We start from the raw sequence: 19585 nt of genomic DNA, 5'->3' as shown, positions 1-19585 counted from the left end.
CCCCACCCACCAGCCCCGTCCAGGCTCCCCACCGCCAGGAGGAACCCCCGCCATGACCAGACAACGCCCACCGCACATCGTGGACCTCAGCGAGACGCAGCCCAACACGAGGCGCGGCGGCGACCTGAGGGCCGTCCTCACACCGACCTCGGTGGGCTGCACCAGCGGCTTCATGGGGCTGGCCGTCATGGCGCCGGGCGAGCACATCGCCGAGCACTACCACCCGTACTCCGAGGAGTTCGTGTACGTGGTCGCCGGTGAGCTGGAGGTCGACCTCGACGGCGAGGCCCACCCGCTCCTCACCGACCAGGGACTCCTCGTCCCGATGAACGTGCGCCACCGGTTCCGCAACGTCGGCGGCACCGAGGCCCGCATGGTCTTCCACCTCGGACCGCTCGCCCCGGACCCGAAGCTCGGGCACGTGGACACCGAGGAGGCCGTTCACCCGGAGGGTTCCGCCTGGGAGCGGCCCCCGGACCGCGCGGGAGCGGTCTCGTGACCCGCCGACGCGTGGCCGTCACCGGGGTCGGCGTCGTCGCCCCCGGTGGGATCGGCGCCTCAGCCTTCTGGGAGCTGCTCTCCAACGGGCGTACGGCGACCCGCGGCATCACCCTCTTCGACCCGACCGGCTTCCGCTCCCGGATAGCCGCGGAGGTCGACTTCGACCCCGCCGCACACGGCCTCGGCGCCGAGGAGGCGGCCCGCGCGGACCGGTACATCCAGTTCGCGCTGGTGGCCGCGGCCGAGGCGGTGCGCGACGCCGGACTCGACCTCACCACGGACGAGGCCTGGCGCACCGGAGTCTCCCTCGGCACCGCCGTGGGCGGCACCACCCGCCTGGAGCACGACTACGTGGCCGTCAGCCAGTCGGGCGACTGGTGGGACGTGGACCACCGGCTCGCCGGGGCCCACCTGCACCGCGCCTTCACCCCGGCCACCCTGGCCTCCGCCGTGGCGGAGAAGACGGGAGCGCGCGGACCGGTCCAGACCGTCTCCACCGGCTGCACCTCCGGGCTCGACGCCATCGGCTACGCCTTCCACTCCATCGCCGAGGGCAAGATGGACGTCTGCATCGCCGGCGCCTCCGACTCACCCGTCTCGCCGATCACCGTGGCCTGCTTCGACGCCATCAAGGCCACGTCGCCCAACAACGACGATCCCGCCCACGCCTCCCGGCCCTTCGACGCCGACCGTGACGGCTTCGTCCTCGGCGAAGGCGGCGCCGTCCTCGTCCTGGAAGAGCTGGAACACGCCCGCGCGCGCGGCGCGACCGTCTACTGCGAGATCGGCGGCTACGCCACCTTCGGCAACGCCCACCACATGACGGGGCTGACCACCGAGGGCCTGGAGATGGCCCGCGCCATCGAAACCGCCCTCGCCCAGGCCCGGACCGACGCCCGCGAGATCGACTACGTCAACGCGCACGGCTCCGGGACCAAGCAGAACGACCGCCACGAGACCGCGGCGGTCAAGAAGGTCCTGGGAGACCACGCCTACAAGACGCCGATGACCTCCATCAAGTCCATGGTGGGGCACTCGCTCGGCGCCATCGGGGCGATCGAACTGGCCGCCTGCGTCCTGGCGATGACCCACCAGGTCGTCCCGCCCACGGCCAACTACGAGACCCCCGACCCCGAATGCGACCTGGACTACGTCCCGCGCGTCGCCCGCGAGCGCACGCTGCGCAACGTGCTCTCCGTCGGCAGCGGCTTCGGCGGCTTCCAGTCCGCGGTCGTCATGACCCGCCCCGACGAGCGCAAGGAGGAGGTGGTCTCGTGAGCGTCCGCACGGTCATCACGGGCATCGGAATCGTCGCACCCAACGGCATCGGAGCCGAGGCCTTCTGGAAGGCGACCCAGTCGGGCGCCTCCGTCCTGGGCCGCGTCACCCGGGAGGGCTGCGAGCACCTCCCGCTGCGCGTGGCGGGCGAGGTACGGGGCTTCGACGCGGCCTCGATGGTCGAGGAGCGCTACCTCGTCCAGACCGACCGCTACACCCACCACGCCCTCGCCGCGGCCGACCTCGCCCTGGAGGACGGCCGGCTCGGCCGGGCCGACTACGAGGACGACCCCTTCTCGGTCGGCGTGGTCACCGCCGCCGGATCGGGCGGCGGCGAGTTCGGCCAGCGCGAGCTGCAGCACCTCTGGGGCCAGGGCCCGCGCTACGTCGGCCCGTACCAGTCGATCGCCTGGTTCTACGCGGCCAGCACCGGCCAGATCTCCATCCGCCGGGGCCTCAAGGGCCCCTGCGGGGTGGTCGCCGCCGACGAGGCGGGCGGACTCGACGCCTTCGCGCACGCCGCCCGGGCCATCAACCAGGGCAGCAAGGCCATGCTGGTCGGAGCCACCGAGGCGCCCCTGGCCCCGTACTCCATCGTCTGCCAGCTCGGCTACGAGGCACTGAGCACCCACGAGGACCCGGAGCGCGCCTACCGGCCCTTCACCGAGAAGGCCTGCGGGTTCGTACCCGCCGAGGGCGGTGCGATGTTCCTGGTGGAGGAGGAGCAGGCGGCCCTGCGCCGCGGCGCCTCCGTCCGGGCCCTGCTGGCCGGGCACGCGGCGACCTTCACCGGCCCGCACCACCCCGAACGGGCCGACGCGTCCGCCGAGGGCCTGGCCCACGCCATCAAGGGCGCCCTGCGGGACGCGGGCTGCGCCCCCGAGGAGGTCGACGTGGTCTTCGCCGACGCGCTCGGCACCCCGGAGGCCGACCGGGCCGAGGCGGCCGCGATCCTCTCCGCCCTCGGAGCGCACGGGCGCAAGGTGCCGGTCACGGCGCCCAAGACCGGGACGGGCCGGGCCTATTGCGCCGCCCCCGCCCTCGACACCGCCGCCGCGGTCCTCGCCCTGGAGCACGGCATCGTCCCGCCCACGCCGAACGTCTTCGACGTGTGCCACGACCTCGACGTGGTGACCGGCAGCGCCCGCCCGGCGGAGCTGCGCACCGCGCTCGTGCTGAGCCGGGGCCTCATGGGCTCCAACGCCGCGCTCGTCATCCGAATCCCCTCCTAGAGACAGAAGGAGCCGCTCATGTCCGAACGACTGACCGTCGAGGAGCTGGCCGCCCTGATGAAGTCCGGGGCCGGCATCACCGTGGACCCGGCCGACATGAAGAACCGCCCGGACTCCCTGTTCGACGACTACGGCCTCGACTCGCTGGGCCTGCTGGGCATCGTCGGGCTGCTGGAGAACCAGCGCGGCCGGGCCCTGCCCACCGACGCGGACCGCTGCAAGACCCCCAAGGAGTTCCTCGAACTCGTCAACACCAGCCTCATGACCGGAGCTTGAGATGGCAGGACACACCGAGAACGAAATCGTCGTCAAGGCGCCCATGGACGCCGTCTGGGAGATGACCAACGATCTCCAGAGCTGGCCCGGGCTGTTCAGCGAGTACGCCTCGCTGGAGGTCCTGGAGGAGGACGGGCCCACCACCCGCTTCCGCCTGACGATGCACCCCGACGAGAACGGCACCGTGTGGAGCTGGGTCTCCGAACGCACGCCCGACCCCGTCACCCGCACCGTGCGCGCCCGCCGGGTCGAGACCGGCCCGTTCGAGCACATGGACATCCACTGGCAGTACTTCGAAGTCCCCGGCGGCACCCGGATGGTGTGGACCCAGGACTTCGCGATGAAGCCGCAGGCACCCGTCGACGACGCCGGGATGACCGAGCGCATCAACCACAACTCCAAGATCCAGCTGGAGCTGATCCGGGACAAGATCGAACAACGCGAACGCGAGAGCCGCACGCCCGCGGCCAGCCGCGTCTGAGACGAAAGGCAGCACACCGGATGCACCGCGCACTCATCGTGGCCCGCATGGCGCCGCAGTCCGCCCCCGACATCGCCGAGCTCTTCGCGGCCTCGGACGCGGGCGAGTTGCCGCACCTCGTGGGGGTCACCCGCCGCAGCCTCTTCCAGTTCGGCGACGTGTACATGCACTTCATCGAATCCGACCGGCCCCCCGGCCCGGCCATCGCCGAAGTGACCGGCCACCCCGAGTTCCGGGACCTCAGCGACCGGCTCACCGCCTACGTCAGCCCGCACAACCCGGAGACCTGGCGCAGCCCGAAGGACGCCATGGCCCAGGAGTTCTACCGCTGGGAGCGCCCGGAGCGCCCGGGCGGCTCCCGTACGGGCTAGCCGTACGGAGCGACCCGCGCGACCGGCAGGCCTCGGGCCCCGCACCCACCTGGTGCGGGGCCCGCCACCGTGTCACCGTCCCTCGGGACTCGGTGCCTCAGGCGGAGCCGCGCAGTACCAGCGAGGTCGGGGTGATCACGGATCCCGGCACCCGGTGCGATCCGTGAGCCGGGTCCAGGGACCGCAGCAGCAGCCGGACCATCAGGCGTCCCATGCCCTCGATGTCCTGGCGCACGGTCGTCAGCGGCGGATCGGCGCTCTCCGCCACCAGCTCGGCATCGTCGAAGCCGACCAGCGCCACGTCGCCCGGCACGGTCCGGCCCCGCTCGCGCAGCACGCCCAGCGCACCCGTCGCCATCAGGTCGTTCGCGGCGAACACCGCGTCGAGGTCCGGGCAGCGCTCCAGCAGCTCGGCCATCGCGCGGGCGCCGCCGGCCGTGGTGAAGTCACCCTCGGCGACCAGCGCCGGGTCCGCGTCGAGGAGCACGTCCCGGTACCCGTCGAGCCGGTCGGTCGCCGACGTCTGGTCCAGCGGCCCGGCGATGTGCGCGATCTGCCGCCGCCCCCGGGACACCAGGTACCGTACGGCCTCGCGCGCACCGCCTCGGTTGTCGGCGTCGACGTAGGAGACCGGACCGCAGGGCCCGGTTCCGTCGGCCTGTTCGGTCCAGCCGGGCCGCCCGCCGTAGACGGTGGGCATGCCGATGCGGCGCGTGATCGCGGGCAGCGGGTCGTCGGTGTGCAGCGAGAACGCGAGCGCGCCGTCGACGTGGCCGCCCGCCAGATACCGCTCGATCCGGTCGTAGTCCCCGCGGTGCTCCACCAGGAGCAGGACCAACTGCGTGTCGTGCGCGGTCAGCTCCTTGCTGATGCCGCGGACCTGGCGGGAGAAGAAGGGGTCGGAGAAGATCCGGATCTCCGGCTCGGCGATGATCACGGCGACCGCCCCGGTGCGCCGGGTGACCAGCGTGCGGGCCGCGTGGTTGGGCACGTAGCCGAGGTCCAGGACGGCCGCGCGGACCTTGTCCACCAGGTGCGGGCGGACGCCGTCGCCGCCGTTGACGACCCGGGACGCGGTGGCCCTGGACACCCCGGCGCGCGCGGCCACCGCCTCCAGGGTGGGCCGGCCGGCGGGAACCTGTTCGGCCACGGGCGCTCCTCGTGGGTGTCCGGGGCGGCGGCCAGGGCCTAGTGCTGTGGCCGGAAAGGTTCACCGTGTCACGGCGCCCGGCACGGCACCTCGCCGCGTTGTCGGACCACGACGGTACGTCCAGTACGAGTCGCGGTCCTCCGCCTTGCGATGCACCGCACCGGACACCGCGACCCGGCAAACCTTTCCGGCCACAGCACTAGCGGACCCCGGCTCTGTCGGACAGCAGGGTAACCCGTACCGCCGGGAACGCTGAGAGCGCTCCCGGCGGTACGGGCGGGTAACGCGTCGGGGCCCCCCCGGAATCCGGACGGGCCCCGACGCCGGGCCGTGTCAGCCCTTGGGGACCACGATGACGACGGTGTTGCACACCTTGTCGGCGAAGGTCTGCTTCTTGGCGTCCCACAGCGGCCACAGGTAGCCGATGTAGCAGGCGATGCCGTCGAGGAAGTGCGCCAGCTTGCGGACGAAGGCCATGCCGAAGCCGAGGACGCTGCCGTCGGCCTCGCGGCGCACGCTGATCCCGACGATCTTCTTGCCGATCGACTGGCCGGTCGCGCCTTCCTTGTAGAGCTGGAAGATGCCCATGCCGACGGCGTAGAGCCAGCCGATCAAGAAGAAGACGCCGGGCCCGGAGGCGCCCGCGTCGTCGCTCATGGCGAGGTCGATGAAGCCGAGGGCGTACATCGGTCCCGCGATGATCAGACCGTCGAGGAGGGTCGCACCGACGCGCAGGCCCCAGTGCGCCAGCGGCGGCATTCCGGTGCCCGGCATGGGCGGCATGCCACCCGGCATCCCGGCCGGCGGGTACGCGCCGTACGGCTGCTGCGGGGGGACGCCGCCCACGGGCTGCTGCGGGTAGCCGTACTGCGGGGGGACACCCTGCGGAGCCTGCTGCGGGTAGCCGGGCTGGCCCTGCTGCTGGCCGTAGGGGTTGTTCGGGTCGCCCCGAAGCTCATGGCGAAGTCTCTCCAGGGGTGTGACGGGGACGAGCGGCCCGGCGGAGGGACGTGAAACGAGCGGGTTTGCCCCCCTGCGCAGCCGCGAACTTGCGGGGCCATGGTGTTAGTAACATCGGCCACTTGTCCAATCCGTTGTCACGTGTGCCGACCACGTGACGGACCGGTGAACACGGCATGGAGTCCCGGACCCTGAGGACGGGTCCGGGACTCCGGGGGCCACTTCGCTGACCGCTTCTACAACGACCGGCGCCCCTGCGGGTCACCGGTTCGGCGCCACCGCTCCTACTTCGGCATCAGGACGGTGTCCACGATGTAGACGGTGGCGTTCGCGGTCGGGACGTTGCCGCAGACCACGTTGGACGTGCCGTTGACCTTGTAGGACTCGCCCGAGCCGGTGGTGGTCACCTTCCCGGTCTCCAGCGTGGTGAAGGAGCCGTTCTCGAGCTGCTTCGGCGTCAGCTTCTCGCCGACCACGTGGTACGTGAGGATCTTGGTCAGGGTGGCCTTGTCGGCGAGGACCTTGTCGAGGTCGGCCTTCGGGATCTTGGCGAAGGCGTCGTTGGTCGGCGCGAACACCGTGATGTCCTTGGCGTTGTTGAGCGTGTCGACGAGCCCGGCCTGCTTGACGGCCGCCACCAGGGTGGACAGCGCCGGGTTGTTGGACGCGGCGGTCGCGACCGGGTCCTTGGCCATGCCGTCGAAGCTGCCCGCGCCCTCCTTCGGGACACCGGCGCACGCGGCACCGAAGGGTCCGTCAGCCGTCATCGGTGCCGAGGCGTCCGCGGCGGGGGAGGAGGCGTCCGAACTGGCCTCGGCGACAGCACCCGCGGCCGCGTCCTTGCCGGAGTCGGAGTCGGAGCAGGCGGCCAGTGCGAAGGGCAGTACGGCTGCCGTGGCGACGGCGAGGGCGGTACGGCGGAAACGAAGGGTGTTCATGGTGTTCTCCAGAGAAGGGGTTGGTGAATGTGGAATTCGAGAGGAAGGGAGAAAATGTGTGAAGTGGCGTGAAACCGGCGCCTCTTGGGTCAGTCGACCGTGACGAAGACGCCGTGCCGGCCGCTCGCGCCGTCCGGGATGGTGCGGGTCCGCAGCTCGGTCTGCACCTCGCCCCGGCCGTCCGTGGCGCGGACGGTCAGCCGGTGGCCGCCCGGCGCGGCCTTCCAGTCGAAGGACCACTGGCGCCAGGTGTCGGTGGTGGCCTGCGCCGCGAGCGAGGCCTCCTGCCACGGCCCGTCGTCGATCTGGACCTCGACCCGCTCGATGCCGCGGTGCTGGGCCCACGCCACTCCGGCCACCGCCACGGTCCCGGCCGGGATGCGGGCGAAGGGCTTGGGAGTGTCGATCCGGGCCTGCGTCTTGACCGGAGCCCGGCGCGCCCAGCCGCGCTTGACCCAGTACGGGTCGTAGGAGTCGAAGGTGGTGAGCTCGATCTCCCGGATCCACTTGCAGGCGGAGACGTAGCCGTAGAGACCGGGTACGACCATCCGGACCGGGAAGCCGTGCTCGAAGGGGAGCGGCTCGCCGTTCATGGCGACGGCCAGCATCGCGTCCCGGCCGTCCATGATCTCCTCGACGGGGGTGCCCAGCGTCATCCCGTCCACCGAGCGGGCGATCAGCTGGTCGGCCCGGCCGCCGCGCGAGGGTGGCTGGACGCCCGCCTCCCGCAACAGGTCCGACAGGCGTACGCCGAGCCAGCGCGCGGAGCCCGCGTAGGGTCCGCCGACCTCGTTCGAAACGCAGGTGAGGGTGATGTCCCTTTCGATCAGCGGGCGTTGGAGGAGTTCGGCGAAGGAGTAGGAGCGCGGGCGGGAGACGCCCTTGCCGTGGATGCGCAGCCGCCAGGTGTCGGCGTCGACCTTGGGAACCACGAGGGCGGTGTCGACACGGTAGAACTCCTTGTTCGGTGTGGTGAAGGCGCTGACCCCGGGAATCCGCAGGGCCGCCCCGGCCGGGATCGGCGCGGCGGGCGAAGCGGGAGCGGGCAGGCGTACGGCGGCACGGGAGGCGGTGGCGCCCTCGCCGCGCCGGCCGGTCAGGGCCCGGCCGAGGGCGCCCGCGCCGGTGGCGGCGATCGTGGTGACACCCGCCGCTAGGAGGAAGCCCCGCCGGTTCCAGGCGGCGGGCGGGGCGGTGTCGGCGGAGGGCCCGGCGGCGGGGGCTCCCACCTTCCCCACCAGCAGGTACAGCACCAGTGCTCCGGCCGCGGCCCCCACGAGCGAGGGCAGTACGTCCCCCGCCCCGGCCGCGTCGGGCCGGCCGAGGGCCGCAGCCGCCCCGAGGAAACCGAAGGCCATGACCCCGGCCGCCCCCGTACGGCGGTGGCGCAGGGCGAACATCCCCAGCAGGGCGGCCAGGAGGCCGACGGTGGCGAGGATGCCGGCCTGGAGGACCAGCTTGTCGTTCTCGCCGAAGGTGCGGATGGCGAAGTCCTTGAGCGCCGCCGGAGTGCGGTCGATGGCCGCCCCGCCGATCACCGTGAGCGGTCCCGCCTGCGGCCGCACCAGGGACGCGGTCAGCTCGGCGGCGGCCAGTGCCGCGTAACCCGCCAACAGGCCGCTCGCCGCGGCGAGGGCGCCGCGCTCGACTCTCCTTCGGTTGATGCTCACGACCCTCATTCGGCGCGGGACCCCTCCCGGATGGGCCGGTCATCCGATCACGTGAAGATCCGTCGGTGTGTTGACCTTTGTGCGCCGGTCGTACGGGGTGAACAGGCCGTACGGGGTGAACGGGCCGTACGGGGTGAACGGGCCGTACGGGGAGAAGCCCGTACGGCCCGCGCACGCGGGCGGCGGCGCCGACGGCCGCCGCCCGCACGGGTCCTCCGGGACCCGGCGGCGCTCAGGAGTGCGACCCACTCCCCGCCGGTCCGGAGGACCACCGGCCCGCTGCCGCCCCGTATCCGGCGGCGGGCCGGAGACTGCGGTCCCGGCGACCCGTCAGGCGTTGACGCAGGTGTTGCCGAACGCGGGGTTGAGCAGCCCGATCACGCTGATCGAGTTGCCGCACGCGTTGACCGGGATGTGGATGGGGATCTGGATCAGGTTGCCCGAGCCGACCCCCGGGGAGTGGGCGGCGATGCCCTGGGCTCCGGCGTCGGCCGAGGCCGCCGAGGCCCCGCCCACGAGAAGGGCGCCCGAAGCGAGGGCGAGTGCGGCAGTCTTGAGGACACGCGACACGACAGATCTCCTTGCTGGCTGTGCGGCGGCGGACTCCGGGGCCCAGCCCCGTGACCCGCCGCGCGGCGGCCCCTGGAACGGGCCCGCAGCCCTCCTTCGGCCCGGCCCCCCGGCGCGGTTTGGTCCCGGGGTGCCGGTTCCCCCGAACGGATGCCCTTTCGCGTGTATGTCGGCCAATCCGCGCGCGGACCGGCTCCGAAGACAGGGTGAGACAGCAAGGACCCGGCGCGCACCGCGACCTCGGCGGACGGGGAACAGGTGCGCCTGCCACGAAGGATCGTTCATGCGATGGATGGACCGGCGAGACCCCCTCGCGTCCCCGGCGTGCCCGGCGTGCCCGCCAGGGCCCGGCCGTACCGGGGGGCCGCTCAGGTGAACCCCGAGAAGCTGCGCTTCCCCGGCCCCGGCCCGGGCGGCGGCACCGGACCCGGTTCGGCCGCGGCGGAGCTCGCGGAGCTGATGGCGCGCGTCGCCCAGGGCGACCAGGACGCCTTCTCCGCGCTGTACGACGCCGTGGCCGGAACCGTCTTCGGCATCGCGGTCAAGGTGGTGCGCGACCGCGCCCAGTCGGAGGAGGTCGCCCAGGAGGTGATGATCGACGTGTGGCGCCAGGCCGCCCGCTTCCGCCCCGACCAGGGGAGCGTCATGGCCTGGGTGGCCACGATCGCCCACCGCCGGGCGGTCGACCGGGTCCGCTCCGCCCAGGCCTCGGCCACCCGCGAGCACGACGTGGGCGTACGCGGCCAGGAACGGCCCTTCGACGAGGTGAGCGAGCAGGTGGAGAGCCGGCTCGAACGCGATCAGGTCAAACGCTGCCTGCGCCGGCTGACCGAGCTCCAGCGCCAGGCCGTCACCCTCGCCTACTACCAGGGGCTGACCTACCGTGAGGTCGCCGAGACCCTCCAGACTCCTCTTCCCACGATCAAGACCCGGATGCGCGACGGACTGATCCGCCTGCGCGACTGCATGGGGGTGACCACGTGAAGCACGACGAAGAACTGCACACCCTCACCGCGGCCTACGTACTGGACGCGCTCGGCCCGGGTGAACAGGAGGCCTTCTCAAGGCACTTGGCCCGCTGCGCGCCGTGCTCCGGGGACGTCGCGGAGTTCTCCGCCACGGCCGGCCGACTTGCGGCCGCCGTGGCCCTCGCGCCTCCGCCGCGGTTGAAGGCGGAGGTCCTCGCCCGCATCGAGACCGTCCGGCAGGTGCCCCCGAGGGTCGGCGTCCGCCGGGCGGCCGGATTCCTGGACCGGCTCCCGCGCAAGGCCGGGGCCTTCGTCGTCGCCGCCTCCCTCGTCGGGGCGGCGCTCTTCGGCGGCGCCGCGCTCTACGAGAGCGGGCAGGCGGACCGGGCCCGGCAGGAGGCCCGGCAGGCCGAGGCGCGCAGCCAGGAGCTGCGGGCGGTGGTCACGGCCCCGGACGCCCGTACGGTTCACGGCCGCACCAGCGGCGGAGCCGCCGCGACGGTGATCACCTCCGCGGCCCGGGACCGGGCGGTGTTCCTCGCCGACCGGCTGCCGGCTGCGGGGGAGGGGCGCACGTACCAGCTCTGGCTCGCCGACGGCGGCACGATGCGCCCGGCCGGCTTCCTCACCGGCGACGGGGCGGCCGTGCTGGACGGCGGCCTCGGCACGGCCACGGCGGTCGGCCTGACCCTGGAGCCCGCCGGAGGATCGCCGCAGCCGACGACCAGCCCCCTGGTCCTGCTCACCCTCCCGGCGTAACGGGTACGGCCCACCCGGACGGGTGGCCGGGAGCGAGGGCTCCGGTCACCCGCCGGCCGGGGCCAGGGGCCGGCGGCAGGGGTCACGCACCCGCCGGGTTCACGCACCCGCCGGGTTCACGGGCCCGCCGGGTTCACGGGCCCGCCGGGTTCACGGGGCGGCCGAGCAGCGCCGCCGCGTTCGTGTCGAGGATCGCGGCGGCCTCCCGCGGGGGCAGCCCCGACTCGGAGACGTAGGAGACCGCCCGCACGAACACCTCCCCGTCCTCGTAAGGGAAGTCCGTGCCGAGCACGAGGCGGTCCGCGCCGAACGAGGCCGCCGCCGCGGCCAGCGCGGGCCCGTGGCCGTGCGCGACGGTGTCGTACCAGAGCCGGCGGGCCGCCACCGAGGGCGGCTCGGGCGTCTCCGGGGACTCGAAGGCCAGGTGGTCGTCGAGGCGGCGCAGCAGCATCGGCAGCGCGCCGCCGAGGTGGGAGGCCAGGATCCGCATCCGGGGGTAGCGCAGCGGCAGGCCCGCCAGGATGAGGTGCATGACGGCGACCGTGTCCTCGACCGGTGCTCCGACCATCCACGTCATGCGGTGCCCGGTGATCAGCGGGCTGCCGGCGCCCTCGCCCGCCGGGTGGACGTACAGCACCGCACCGCGCCGGTCGAGCTCCTCGTACAGCGGATGGAAGAGCGGATCGGCCAGGGTGAGGCCGCGTACGGTCGTGGTGACGGCCGCCCCCACCATGCCGAGCTCGTCGAGGGCGTACGCGAGCTCGCGCAGCGCGGCGTCCACGTGCGGCAGCGGCAGCGCGGCGAAGGCGAGGAAACGCCCGGGCCAGCGGGAGACCAGCTCCGCGTACGACTCGTTCACCGCGCGGGCCAGCTCCACCGCGTCGGCCTGCCGGGTCAGGTGCGGGGACTGCGGGGGTACGGACAGCACCTGGCGGGAGACGCCCGTCCGGTCCATGAGGGCGAAGCGGTGGTCGAGGTCGGCCGGGGTGGCGTCCGCGCCGATCCCGCGCTGGGTGCCCGTGTCGGTCCGGCCCAGCCGTTCGAGCCGGTCCAGATAGGCGGGGGTCCACAGATGGGCGTGCACGTCGATCCGCGAGCCCGGCGCCGCTGTCGGAGTGCTCACCCTTCGATGGAACGCCCTGCCCACGGGCCGGGCCAATCGGGGGCCGCCGCACCGCGCCCCACCGGGGTCTGGCCCCGGCCGCGGGCCGCGTAGATCATGAGGGGGCGCCGGTGCGATGGGGCTCCGGCGCCCGCCACCGAGCCCAGGGGGTCCATGTGCCGTCCGTGCCGTCCGTGCCGTCCGTCGAGCCGAGCTACGCGTCCGGGGCTTGCGAGGTGCCGCTGCTGGGCGACACCATCGGCGAGAACCTGGACCGCACCGTCCGCAGGTTCCCCGGCCGCGACGCCCTCGTCGACATGGCTTCCGGGCGCCGCTGGACGTACGCGGAGTTCGCCGCCGACGTGGACGCCCTCGCGCTCGGCCTGCTGGACCTCGGGATCGCCAAGGGGGACCGGGTCGGCATCTGGGCCCCCAACCGCCCCGAGTGGACGCTGGTGCAGTACGCCACCGCCAGGATCGGCGCGGTCCTGGTCACCGTGAATCCGGCCTACCGCTCCCACGAGCTGGAGTACGTCCTGCGCCAGTCCGGGATCCGGCTGCTGGTCGCGGCGGACCGGTTCAAGACCTCCGACTACGCGGCCATGATCGAGGAGGTCGGGCCGCGCTGTCCGGCACTGGAGTTCACCGCCCTGCTGGACGGCCCGCTCTGGAACTCCCTCACGGAACGCGGCCGCCGCGCCGACCACGCGGGGCGGGCCGAACTGCTTCGCGCCCAGGCCGCGCTGAGCCCCGACGACCCCGTGAACATCCAGTACACGTCGGGGACCACCGGCTTCCCCAAGGGGGCGACCCTGTCGCACCACAACATCCTCAACAACGCCTACTTCGTGGGCGAGTCGTGCCGCTACACCGAGCAGGACCGGGTCTGCATCCCGGTGCCCTTCTACCACTGCTTCGGCATGGTCATGGGGAACCTCGCCTGCACCAGCCACGGCGCGGCCATGGTCATTCCCGCGCCCGCCTTCGACCCGGGCGCCACCCTGGCCGCCGTCCAGGCGGAGGCCTGCACTTCGCTCTACGGGGTCCCCACCATGTTCATCGCCGAGCTGGCCCACCCGGACTTCGAGACCTACGACCTCTCCAGCCTGCGGACGGGCATCATGGCGGGCTCGCCCTGCCCGGTCGAGGTGATGAAGGAGGTCATCGACCGGATGGGCATGCGCGAGGTGTCCATCTGCTACGGCATGACGGAGACCTCGCCGGTCTCCACGCAGACGCGGGTGGACGACTCCGTGGAGCGCCGGGTCTCGACCGTGGGCCGCGTCGGGCCGCATCTGGAGGTCAAGGTGGTCGACCCGGCCACCGGCCGGACCGTCCCGCGCGGCGAACCCGGCGAACTGTGCACCCGGGGCTACTCGGTCATGCTCGGCTACTGGGACCAGCCCGAGCGCACCGCCGAGGCCGTCGACGCGGCCCGCTGGATGCACACCGGCGACCTCGCCGTCATGGACGGGGACGGGTACCTGAGCATCACCGGCCGGATCAAGGACATGGTGATCCGCGGCGGCGAGAACCTGTACCCGCGCGAGATCGAGGAGTTCCTGCACGCCCACCCCGACGTCCTGGACGTGCAGGTGATCGGCGTGCCCGACCCGAAGTACGGGGAGGAGCTCATGGCGTGGGTACGGATGCGCGAGGGCGCCGAGCCGCTGACCGCGGCGGCCGTGCGCGCCTACTGTGCCGGCCGGCTGGCCCACTTCAAGATCCCGCGCTACGTCCACGTCGTGGAGGAGTTCCCCATGACGGTGACGGGCAAGATCCGCAAGGTCGAGATGCGGGAGGCTGCGGCCCGGCTGCTGGACCTCCCCGCCTGACGGGGGCTCACCCGTGGACGACACGGCGACGCGACGAGGCGCGAGGCGTCCGGTGTCCCGTACCGCCGTCGCCGCGGTAGGGGACCCGGACGTGCGCCCGTACCCGCTCAGCGGGCCGCCCCGGCGCCCCTCCCCGCGACCGTGTTGCTCGTGACCGTGCCGTCGGCGCCGGCCAGGGTCACGACGTGCCGGACCCCGTCGGAGCCGAGGACCACCACGCGCCAGGCGCTCCCGCCGCCCTCCTGGGCGATCGCGCGCAGTGCCTCGGCCTTGCCGCCGGGCACGGCGGCCTCCGCCTTCTGCAGGGCCTGCGCCGCCGGCAGCGCGGGCAGCGGTACGGGTGCCCGGTCGGGCCCGACCGCGACGCCCCCCTCCTCGCCGTCGGGCATCCCGGGCCGCACCGAGCCGTCCGGCGGGAAGACGCCCCGCTCGCCCTTCTGCCCCCGCAGGCCGGGCATCCCGGGCTCTCCCGGCTTCCCGGGGCGCGCCGGAAGCGGAGCCGTCATCTCGCCGCCCCTCTGCCGCTCTACGTCGAACCGGTCCCACATTCGCTCCGCGCGCGTGCGGCGGACGTCGTGGTCGTGGTCCGCCGCGGCTCCCACCGCGGCCCCCGCTCCGGCGGAGGCCACCACCACGAGCCCGAGCGCCACCCAGCGCCCCCGCCCCTCACGGGCGAACCGGGTGAAGCGGGCGATCCGGGCGCCGCGCCCCGTCGCCTTGCCGGCCGGGTCGCCGCTGCCCTCGCCGCTGCCCTCGACGGGAACAGCAGCGGCCGGGGGGTACTCGGGCGGCTGCGGACTGGACTGAGTCATCTGGATGCTCCTCGCGTTCTCCGGGCGACGTGCCCGACTCGGCCGATCCTGCGAGCAGGATGCTGAAGCCCCGCTGAAGCGAGCTGAAGAACCCTTCAGCAAACCGGCGGCGCGACCTGAGAACCTTGCCCCATGCGCGTACTGGTGGTCGAGGACGAGCGGCGGCTTGCCGCCGCCCTGCAACGTGGTCTGCGGGCCGAGGGCTTCACTGTGGACACGGCACACGACGGACCGCAAGGCCTGTGGATGGCCGGCGAGCACGACTACGACGCCATCGTGCTCGACATCATGCTGCCCGGCCTCAACGGCTACCGGGTCTGCGCCCGGCTGCGCGCGGCCGGCTGCGAGTCCGGCATCCTCATGCTCACCGCCAAGGACGGCGAGTACGACGAGGCCGAGGCCCTGGACACCGGAGCCGACGACTTCCTCTCCAAGCCCTTCTCCTACGTGGTCCTCGTGGCCCGCCTCCGGGCCCTGATCCGGCGGACCGGCCGCCGCAGCCCGCAGGTCATGGAGTTCGGCGACCTCCTCGTCGACCCGGCCCGGCAGCGCTGCACGCGCGGCGGCGTCGAAGCCCGGCTGACCGCGCGCGAGTTCGCCGTCCTGGTGCACCTGGCGCGCCGGGCCGGCGAGGTCGTACCCAAGCGGGACATCCTCGAGCACGTCTGGGACGCCGCCTACGAAGGGGACCTCAACGTCGTCGAGGTTCACGTCAGCGCCCTGCGCCGGAAGATAGACGCACCCTTCGGCCGGGCCGCGGTGGAGACCGTCCGGGGTGCCGGCTACCGGCTGGCGGCCGACGGTGGCTGAGCCCGACCAGCCCCACCGCCGCGGCCGGCTCGCGTACAGGCTGCGCGGGGGCGTGTCCCGGCTCCGTCCGCGGTCCGTCCGCGCCCAGGCCACCCTCGGGGCGTCCGCCGTGGTGGCCCTGGCCCTGGGCGTGGCCTCCTTCGCCCTGCTCGGGGCCCTGGAGACCAACCTGACCATGAGCGCCCAGCAGGATGCCGAACGGCAGGCCGTCAAGGTGGCCGCGCTGGCGGCCACCGGCCGGCTGGACTCCCTACCGCCCCCGGGCCGCGGGACCGACTTCTTCCAGGTCGTCGACGCGCGGGGCCGGGTGCTCGCGGCCAGCCCCGACCTCAGCGGCCGGCCCGCCCTCGTCCCCGAGCCGCCCGTCGCGCCCGGCACGGTCCGCGACACCTGGAAGGGCGGCCGGGCCCGCCAGGAACACCGCCAGCGCGTGGTCCAGGTCACCACCGTCACCGCGAACGGCCTGGTCACCGTCTACGCGGGGACCTCGCTCCGGGACGCCGACTCCGCCGACGCGACCATCATGGCGGTGCTGGCCGTCGTGGTCCCGCTGCTCGTCCTGGTCGTGGCCCTGATCACCTGGCGGGTCACCGGCTGGGCCCTGCGCCCCGTCGAGGCGATCCGCGCCGAGGTCGCCGAGATCGGCGACCGGGAACTGCACCGGCGGGTGCCCGTTCCGCCCACCCGCGACGAGGTGGCCCGGCTCGCCGTCACCATGAACGCCACCCTGGACCGGCTGGAGGCGGCCGGCATCCGCCAGCGCCGCTTCATTGCGGACGCCTCGCACGAACTGCGCAGCCCGATCACGGTGCTCCGCACCCAGTTGGAGGTCGCGCAGGCCCACCCGGATCCCGAGCTGTGGGGCGAACTGGTCAGCGGCGCGCTGGAGGACACCGTACGGCTCCAGGACCTCGCGGCCGACCTGCTCCTGCTGGCCCGCCTCGACACCTCCGAGCCGCCGCCGGCCACCGCCGTCGACCTCACGGAGGTGGTCCGCGAAGCGGCCCGTACGCGCAGGGGCGAACGGGTGCCGGTACGGGCGGACATCGCCCCCGGGATCGCGGTCCGCGGCAGCACGATCTGGCTGTCGAGGCTCGTCACCAACCTGCTGGACAACGCGGGCCGCCACGCCGAGCAGCGGGTCACGCTCGTCCTGCGCGTGGACGAGTCCCGGGGCGAGGCCGTCCTGGAGGTGACCGACGACGGAGCCGGCATCGCGCCCGCCGACCGCGAGCGGGTCTTCGAGCGCTTCACCCGGCTCGACGACGCGCGCGCCCGCGACGAGGGCGGCACCGGTCTGGGCCTGGCCATCGCCCGCGACATCGCCCTGCGCCTCGGCGGCACCCTCGCCGTCCGGGACTCCCCGAAGGGGGCCCGCCTGGTCGCCACGCTCCCGCTGGGCCCCTGACAGAGCCCGGGATGCCGACGGCGCCCGCTCAGCAGACCGGCCGGCGTCCCGCGTCGCGCGCGGCCTCCTCCTCCGCCGCGACGGGCGCGGGCAGCCCCGGTACCGGATCGGACGGGGTCACCAGCAGGCCCTCGTCGCCCGGGGGATCGAGGAGCGGGGCTGGCTTCACGGTGACCCGGCCCGTGGACACGGCCTCCAGGGTGCCGAGGGCCGAGACGTACGCCGGGAAGCCGTCCGTGTCCCGCCGGTGCCGGGCTGGCTCCCGGTAGCCGCCGAGGGCGGGGTAGCCGTCCTGCCCCGTGAGCGTGTACGAGGTGGTCACGATCCGGTACGAGGCCTCCGGCCGCAGCGGGACACCGTCGACGAGCACGTCGCCCGGCGCCACCCGGTCCCCGACGGCCCCCGCCGCGTCGAAGGAGTACCGGACGTTGTCCGACACCGCGAGCGGGGCGTACGTCAGCACGCCGGAGGCGTCCAGTGCCCACTGCTGCTCCAGGGCGTCGTGGAGCCGGCGCCCGCTCACCTCGGCGCTGACCAGCGGGCACCCGTAGCCCACGGCCCGCCAGGCCCGCTCGAAGCTGACCGGGTCGTCCAGGGCGGGACCGGCGGGCAAGTCGGTGTTGATCACGCTGCGGCCCACGCGCGGGGCGATCGCGATGAGAGCCAGGTCGGCTCCGGACCGGGCGGGCCGGGGGCTGCTGTCGAAGGAATCGGGCGCCTGACGGGCGGCCCACAGCGCCCAGTCGGCGGCGAGGTTGCCCATGGTGGACTCCCCGGCCGGGGAGAGCCGGCGGCGGAAGGAGGCGCGCTGGCGCCCGATGACCCCCGCCCCGTGGCGCTGCGCGTAGCCGGTCCAGTGGTCGACGACCTCCTTGAGCACCGGATCGGGGGCCACGTCACGGGTGTTGGGGTGGTTGACGGAGCTGGTGAGCGCGCGGACGACCGTACCGGTGTCCGGGTCGAGCCGCAGGGTGATCTCGCCGATGATCTGTCCGTGGCAGCCGGCCTCGACGAAGGGCCGCGGCCGCCCGAGGGGGTCCGGGACCATCATGTTGAAGGCGCAGTGCCAGTGCCCGGTGACGATCGCGTCGATGTCCGGGGATACGCGCAGCGCCAGTTCGTAGGCCGGACCGCTGGGTTCGCTGCCGGAGTCGAAGTCCCCGCCCGCCACCGCCCCGTCGTGCATGCTCAGCACGATGGCGCCCACCCCGAGCGCCTTGAGCCGGGCGGCGCAGAGGTTGGCGGCGGCGAGCTGGTCGAGGGTGGTGAGGCCGGGCTGGAAGGAGTTCCCGAAGGTCTCGGTGCCGACGACCGTCAGATGGATGAACCCGATGGGCAGCCGCCGCCCGCCCGGCGCGTCCACCCACTCGATGTTGTACGGGGGGAGCACCGTCTCCCCGCTCGCCGAGGACACGGCGTTGGCGCTGTAGTAGCGGAAGTCGGCGCCGTGGAAGAGCGCGCCGCTGGAGTCCGGGAAGGTGTTGGTCAGTCCCGCGCCGTCGTAGGGGAGCCCTTCCTCCATGTGCCGGCGCAGGAAGCCGGGCGTGCGGTCGAACTCGTGGTTGCCGGCGGTCGCGAAGTCCAGACCGAGCCGGTTCAGGGCCTCGATGGTCGGCTCGTCGGCGAGGGTGAAGGCGGGGAACTCCCAGCCGGAGAAGAGGTCGCCCGGCGCGAAGAAGAACGAGTTGGCCTTGCCGGCCCGCAACCGCGCGAGATGGGTGGCCATGTAGGCGACCCCGCCGACCGCGTACGTACGGCCGCCTGCGCCGGTGATCAGGGAATCCCGGGCCGGGGCGGCGGAGAGGTAGCCGTGCAGGTCGGCGATGTGCAGCAGCTGTACGTCCACGTACCCGGCCGCGCTCGGGGCGTCGCCCGCCGCGTTGGTGGCGGCCGCCGGGGTGCCGGTCACCGCCTTGACCCCGAAGGCCCCGGCGGCTCCGGCGGCCCGGGCCAGGAACCGACGCCGCCCGAACTCTTCCATCAGCGCCCCCCATTCCGCCGACGGGTCAACTCCCGCCCGCTCGGCAGCAGTCTGTACGCGCCCGGTGACCGTCCGTGGCGCGGCGTCCGTCGCCGGGTCGAAATTCCGGGGAACTTCACCCTGTCGACGAGCGGCCCGCCTCGGGCGGCCTCGCCGACCTGCCTGCAGAGCTGCCAGGTCTCCCAACCGGTCTCCCGCCAGGCATCCCGCCCGGCGTCCTCCCCAGCGCCAGGCCGCATGCCATCCCCGGAATCCGGCCGCATGCCCTGCCCGGTGCCCGGCGGCATGCCCTGCCCGGCACCCCGCCGGACACCCCGCCCGGCGACCTCCCGGCGTGAGCCGGGGGCGTGCAAGGCATTACCCCCGCGCTCCGTCGGGATCAGGCCGTTCTGGCCCCCGGGCCCGCTCCGGAGCCCCCGCCCGGCCGGCCTCCCGGGCCCGTTCCCGCCGGTCCGCGACGAAGGCCTGTTCTCGTTACTCCGC

General features: G+C 73.7%; 20 protein-coding genes. 11 read left to right on the top strand and 9 right to left on the bottom strand.

The annotated features are described in order from the left end of the window. The first annotated feature begins 52 nt into the window (after window positions 1–52). The 6 genes from AC061S_RS04750 to AC061S_RS04725 are packed head-to-tail and all read left to right on the top strand — an operon-like array spanning window position 53 to window position 4139. On the top strand, window positions 53–499 hold the full coding sequence (locus tag AC061S_RS04750) for a cupin domain-containing protein (protein WP_243333070.1): 447 nt from the start codon (window positions 53–55) through the stop codon (window positions 497–499). After that, window positions 496–1779 (top strand): beta-ketoacyl-[acyl-carrier-protein] synthase family protein, encoded by a 1284-nt coding sequence (locus AC061S_RS04745; protein WP_243333072.1) that lies wholly within the window; start codon window positions 496–498, stop codon window positions 1777–1779. The genes AC061S_RS04750 and AC061S_RS04745 overlap by 4 nt, the downstream gene beginning before the upstream one ends. Next, window positions 1776–3011: a ketosynthase chain-length factor gene (locus AC061S_RS04740; RefSeq protein ID WP_478684543.1), complete on the top strand. Its 1236-nt coding sequence runs from the start codon at window positions 1776–1778 to the stop codon at window positions 3009–3011. The genes AC061S_RS04745 and AC061S_RS04740 overlap by 4 nt, the downstream gene beginning before the upstream one ends. Before the next feature lie 18 nt (window positions 3012–3029). Continuing rightward, the gene (locus AC061S_RS04735) at window positions 3030–3287 is read left to right on the top strand and encodes a phosphopantetheine-binding protein (protein ID WP_112448182.1); all 258 of its coding nucleotides are present in this window, start codon (window positions 3030–3032) and stop codon (window positions 3285–3287) included. A gap of 1 nt (window position 3288) precedes the next feature. Further along, window positions 3289–3768 (top strand): SRPBCC family protein, encoded by a 480-nt coding sequence (locus AC061S_RS04730; protein WP_478684542.1) that lies wholly within the window; start codon window positions 3289–3291, stop codon window positions 3766–3768. Between the two features lie 20 nt (window positions 3769–3788). Next, a complete protein-coding gene (locus AC061S_RS04725; RefSeq protein ID WP_478684541.1) occupies window positions 3789–4139 on the top strand; it encodes a TcmI family type II polyketide cyclase in 351 nt (116 codons plus the stop codon). 97 nt (window positions 4140–4236) lie between these two features. Here AC061S_RS04725 and AC061S_RS04720 read toward each other — a convergent pair whose 3' ends face one another. The 6 genes from AC061S_RS04720 to AC061S_RS04695 form a co-directional block, all read right to left on the bottom strand. Further along, entirely contained in the window at window positions 4237–5289 is a 1053-nt protein-coding gene (locus tag AC061S_RS04720; protein ID WP_478684540.1) for a LacI family DNA-binding transcriptional regulator, read from the bottom strand. Window positions 5290–5622: 333 nt separating this feature from the next. After that, complete coding sequence (locus AC061S_RS04715; RefSeq protein ID WP_478684556.1) at window positions 5623–6264, bottom strand: RDD family protein; 642 nt, start codon at window positions 6262–6264, stop codon at window positions 5623–5625. Window positions 6265–6533: 269 nt separating this feature from the next. Beyond that, complete coding sequence (locus AC061S_RS04710; RefSeq protein ID WP_478684539.1) at window positions 6534–7187, bottom strand: fasciclin domain-containing protein; 654 nt, start codon at window positions 7185–7187, stop codon at window positions 6534–6536. Window positions 7188–7276: 89 nt separating this feature from the next. Continuing rightward, window positions 7277–8866, bottom strand: a complete 1590-nt coding sequence (locus AC061S_RS04705) for a molybdopterin-dependent oxidoreductase (protein WP_478684538.1) — start codon at window positions 8864–8866, stop codon at window positions 7277–7279. 30 nt (window positions 8867–8896) lie between these two features. Further along, window positions 8897–9106 (bottom strand): hypothetical protein, encoded by a 210-nt coding sequence (locus AC061S_RS04700; protein ID WP_478684537.1) that lies wholly within the window; start codon window positions 9104–9106, stop codon window positions 8897–8899. 81 nt (window positions 9107–9187) lie between these two features. Further along, complete coding sequence (locus AC061S_RS04695) at window positions 9188–9427, bottom strand: chaplin (protein WP_478684536.1); 240 nt, start codon at window positions 9425–9427, stop codon at window positions 9188–9190. Between the two features lie 372 nt (window positions 9428–9799). Between AC061S_RS04695 and sigK the strand changes: the two genes are divergently transcribed. Next, the gene (sigK, locus tag AC061S_RS04690; RefSeq protein WP_478684535.1) at window positions 9800–10411 is read left to right on the top strand and encodes an ECF RNA polymerase sigma factor SigK; all 612 of its coding nucleotides are present in this window, start codon (window positions 9800–9802) and stop codon (window positions 10409–10411) included. Then, on the top strand, window positions 10408–11154 hold the full coding sequence (locus tag AC061S_RS04685; protein WP_478684534.1) for an anti-sigma factor: 747 nt from the start codon (window positions 10408–10410) through the stop codon (window positions 11152–11154). The genes sigK and AC061S_RS04685 overlap by 4 nt, the downstream gene beginning before the upstream one ends. A gap of 133 nt (window positions 11155–11287) precedes the next feature. Here AC061S_RS04685 and AC061S_RS04680 read toward each other — a convergent pair whose 3' ends face one another. Then, a complete protein-coding gene (locus tag AC061S_RS04680; protein ID WP_478684533.1) occupies window positions 11288–12277 on the bottom strand; it encodes an amidohydrolase family protein in 990 nt (329 codons plus the stop codon). A gap of 164 nt (window positions 12278–12441) precedes the next feature. On the opposite strand from AC061S_RS04680, the gene AC061S_RS04675 reads away from it, so the two are divergent. After that, window positions 12442–14091 (top strand): AMP-binding protein, encoded by a 1650-nt coding sequence (locus AC061S_RS04675; protein WP_478684532.1) that lies wholly within the window; start codon window positions 12442–12444, stop codon window positions 14089–14091. Window positions 14092–14198: 107 nt separating this feature from the next. Here the strand turns inward: AC061S_RS04675 and AC061S_RS04670 are convergent, their stop codons facing one another. Continuing rightward, window positions 14199–14903: a PepSY domain-containing protein gene (locus AC061S_RS04670; protein WP_478684531.1), complete on the bottom strand. Its 705-nt coding sequence runs from the start codon at window positions 14901–14903 to the stop codon at window positions 14199–14201. 132 nt (window positions 14904–15035) lie between these two features. Here AC061S_RS04670 and AC061S_RS04665 point away from each other — a divergent pair, with 132 nt between their 5' ends. Together AC061S_RS04665 and AC061S_RS04660 are read left to right on the top strand one after the other, a co-directional pair. Beyond that, entirely contained in the window at window positions 15036–15713 is a 678-nt protein-coding gene (locus AC061S_RS04665; protein ID WP_243333090.1) for a response regulator transcription factor, read from the top strand. Continuing rightward, window positions 15706–17121: a sensor histidine kinase gene (locus AC061S_RS04660; protein ID WP_478684530.1), complete on the top strand. Its 1416-nt coding sequence runs from the start codon at window positions 15706–15708 to the stop codon at window positions 17119–17121. Before AC061S_RS04665 ends, AC061S_RS04660 begins: the two co-directional genes overlap by 8 nt. Before the next feature lie 28 nt (window positions 17122–17149). Here AC061S_RS04660 and AC061S_RS04655 read toward each other — a convergent pair whose 3' ends face one another. Further along, a complete protein-coding gene (locus AC061S_RS04655) occupies window positions 17150–19102 on the bottom strand; it encodes a bifunctional metallophosphatase/5'-nucleotidase (protein WP_478684529.1) in 1953 nt (650 codons plus the stop codon). Between the last annotated feature and the right edge of the window lie 483 nt (window positions 19103–19585).

Source organism: Streptomyces sp. CA189 (assembly GCF_056428985.1).
Note: the sequence above shows the minus strand (reverse complement) of the source record. Positions and strands in the feature narration are given on the sequence as shown.

Excerpts from the sequence above, each read along its gene's own strand:
- AC061S_RS04750 (WP_243333070.1), top strand. The coding sequence starts at position 53 with ATGACCAGACAACGCCCACCGCACATCGTGGACCTCAGCGAGACGCAG.
- AC061S_RS04735 (WP_112448182.1), top strand. The coding sequence starts at position 3,030 with ATGTCCGAACGACTGACCGTCGAGGAGCTGGCCGCCCTGATGAAGTCC.
- AC061S_RS04730 (WP_478684542.1), top strand. The coding sequence starts at position 3,289 with ATGGCAGGACACACCGAGAACGAAATCGTCGTCAAGGCGCCCATGGAC.
- AC061S_RS04725 (WP_478684541.1), top strand. The coding sequence starts at position 3,789 with ATGCACCGCGCACTCATCGTGGCCCGCATGGCGCCGCAGTCCGCCCCC.
- AC061S_RS04710 (WP_478684539.1), bottom strand. The coding sequence starts at position 7,187 with ATGAACACCCTTCGTTTCCGCCGTACCGCCCTCGCCGTCGCCACGGCA.
- AC061S_RS04705 (WP_478684538.1), bottom strand. The coding sequence starts at position 8,866 with ATGAGGGTCGTGAGCATCAACCGAAGGAGAGTCGAGCGCGGCGCCCTC.
- AC061S_RS04670 (WP_478684531.1), bottom strand. The coding sequence starts at position 14,903 with ATGACTCAGTCCAGTCCGCAGCCGCCCGAGTACCCCCCGGCCGCTGCT.
- AC061S_RS04665 (WP_243333090.1), top strand. The coding sequence starts at position 15,036 with ATGCGCGTACTGGTGGTCGAGGACGAGCGGCGGCTTGCCGCCGCCCTG.
- AC061S_RS04655 (WP_478684529.1), bottom strand. The coding sequence starts at position 19,102 with ATGGAAGAGTTCGGGCGGCGTCGGTTCCTGGCCCGGGCCGCCGGAGCC.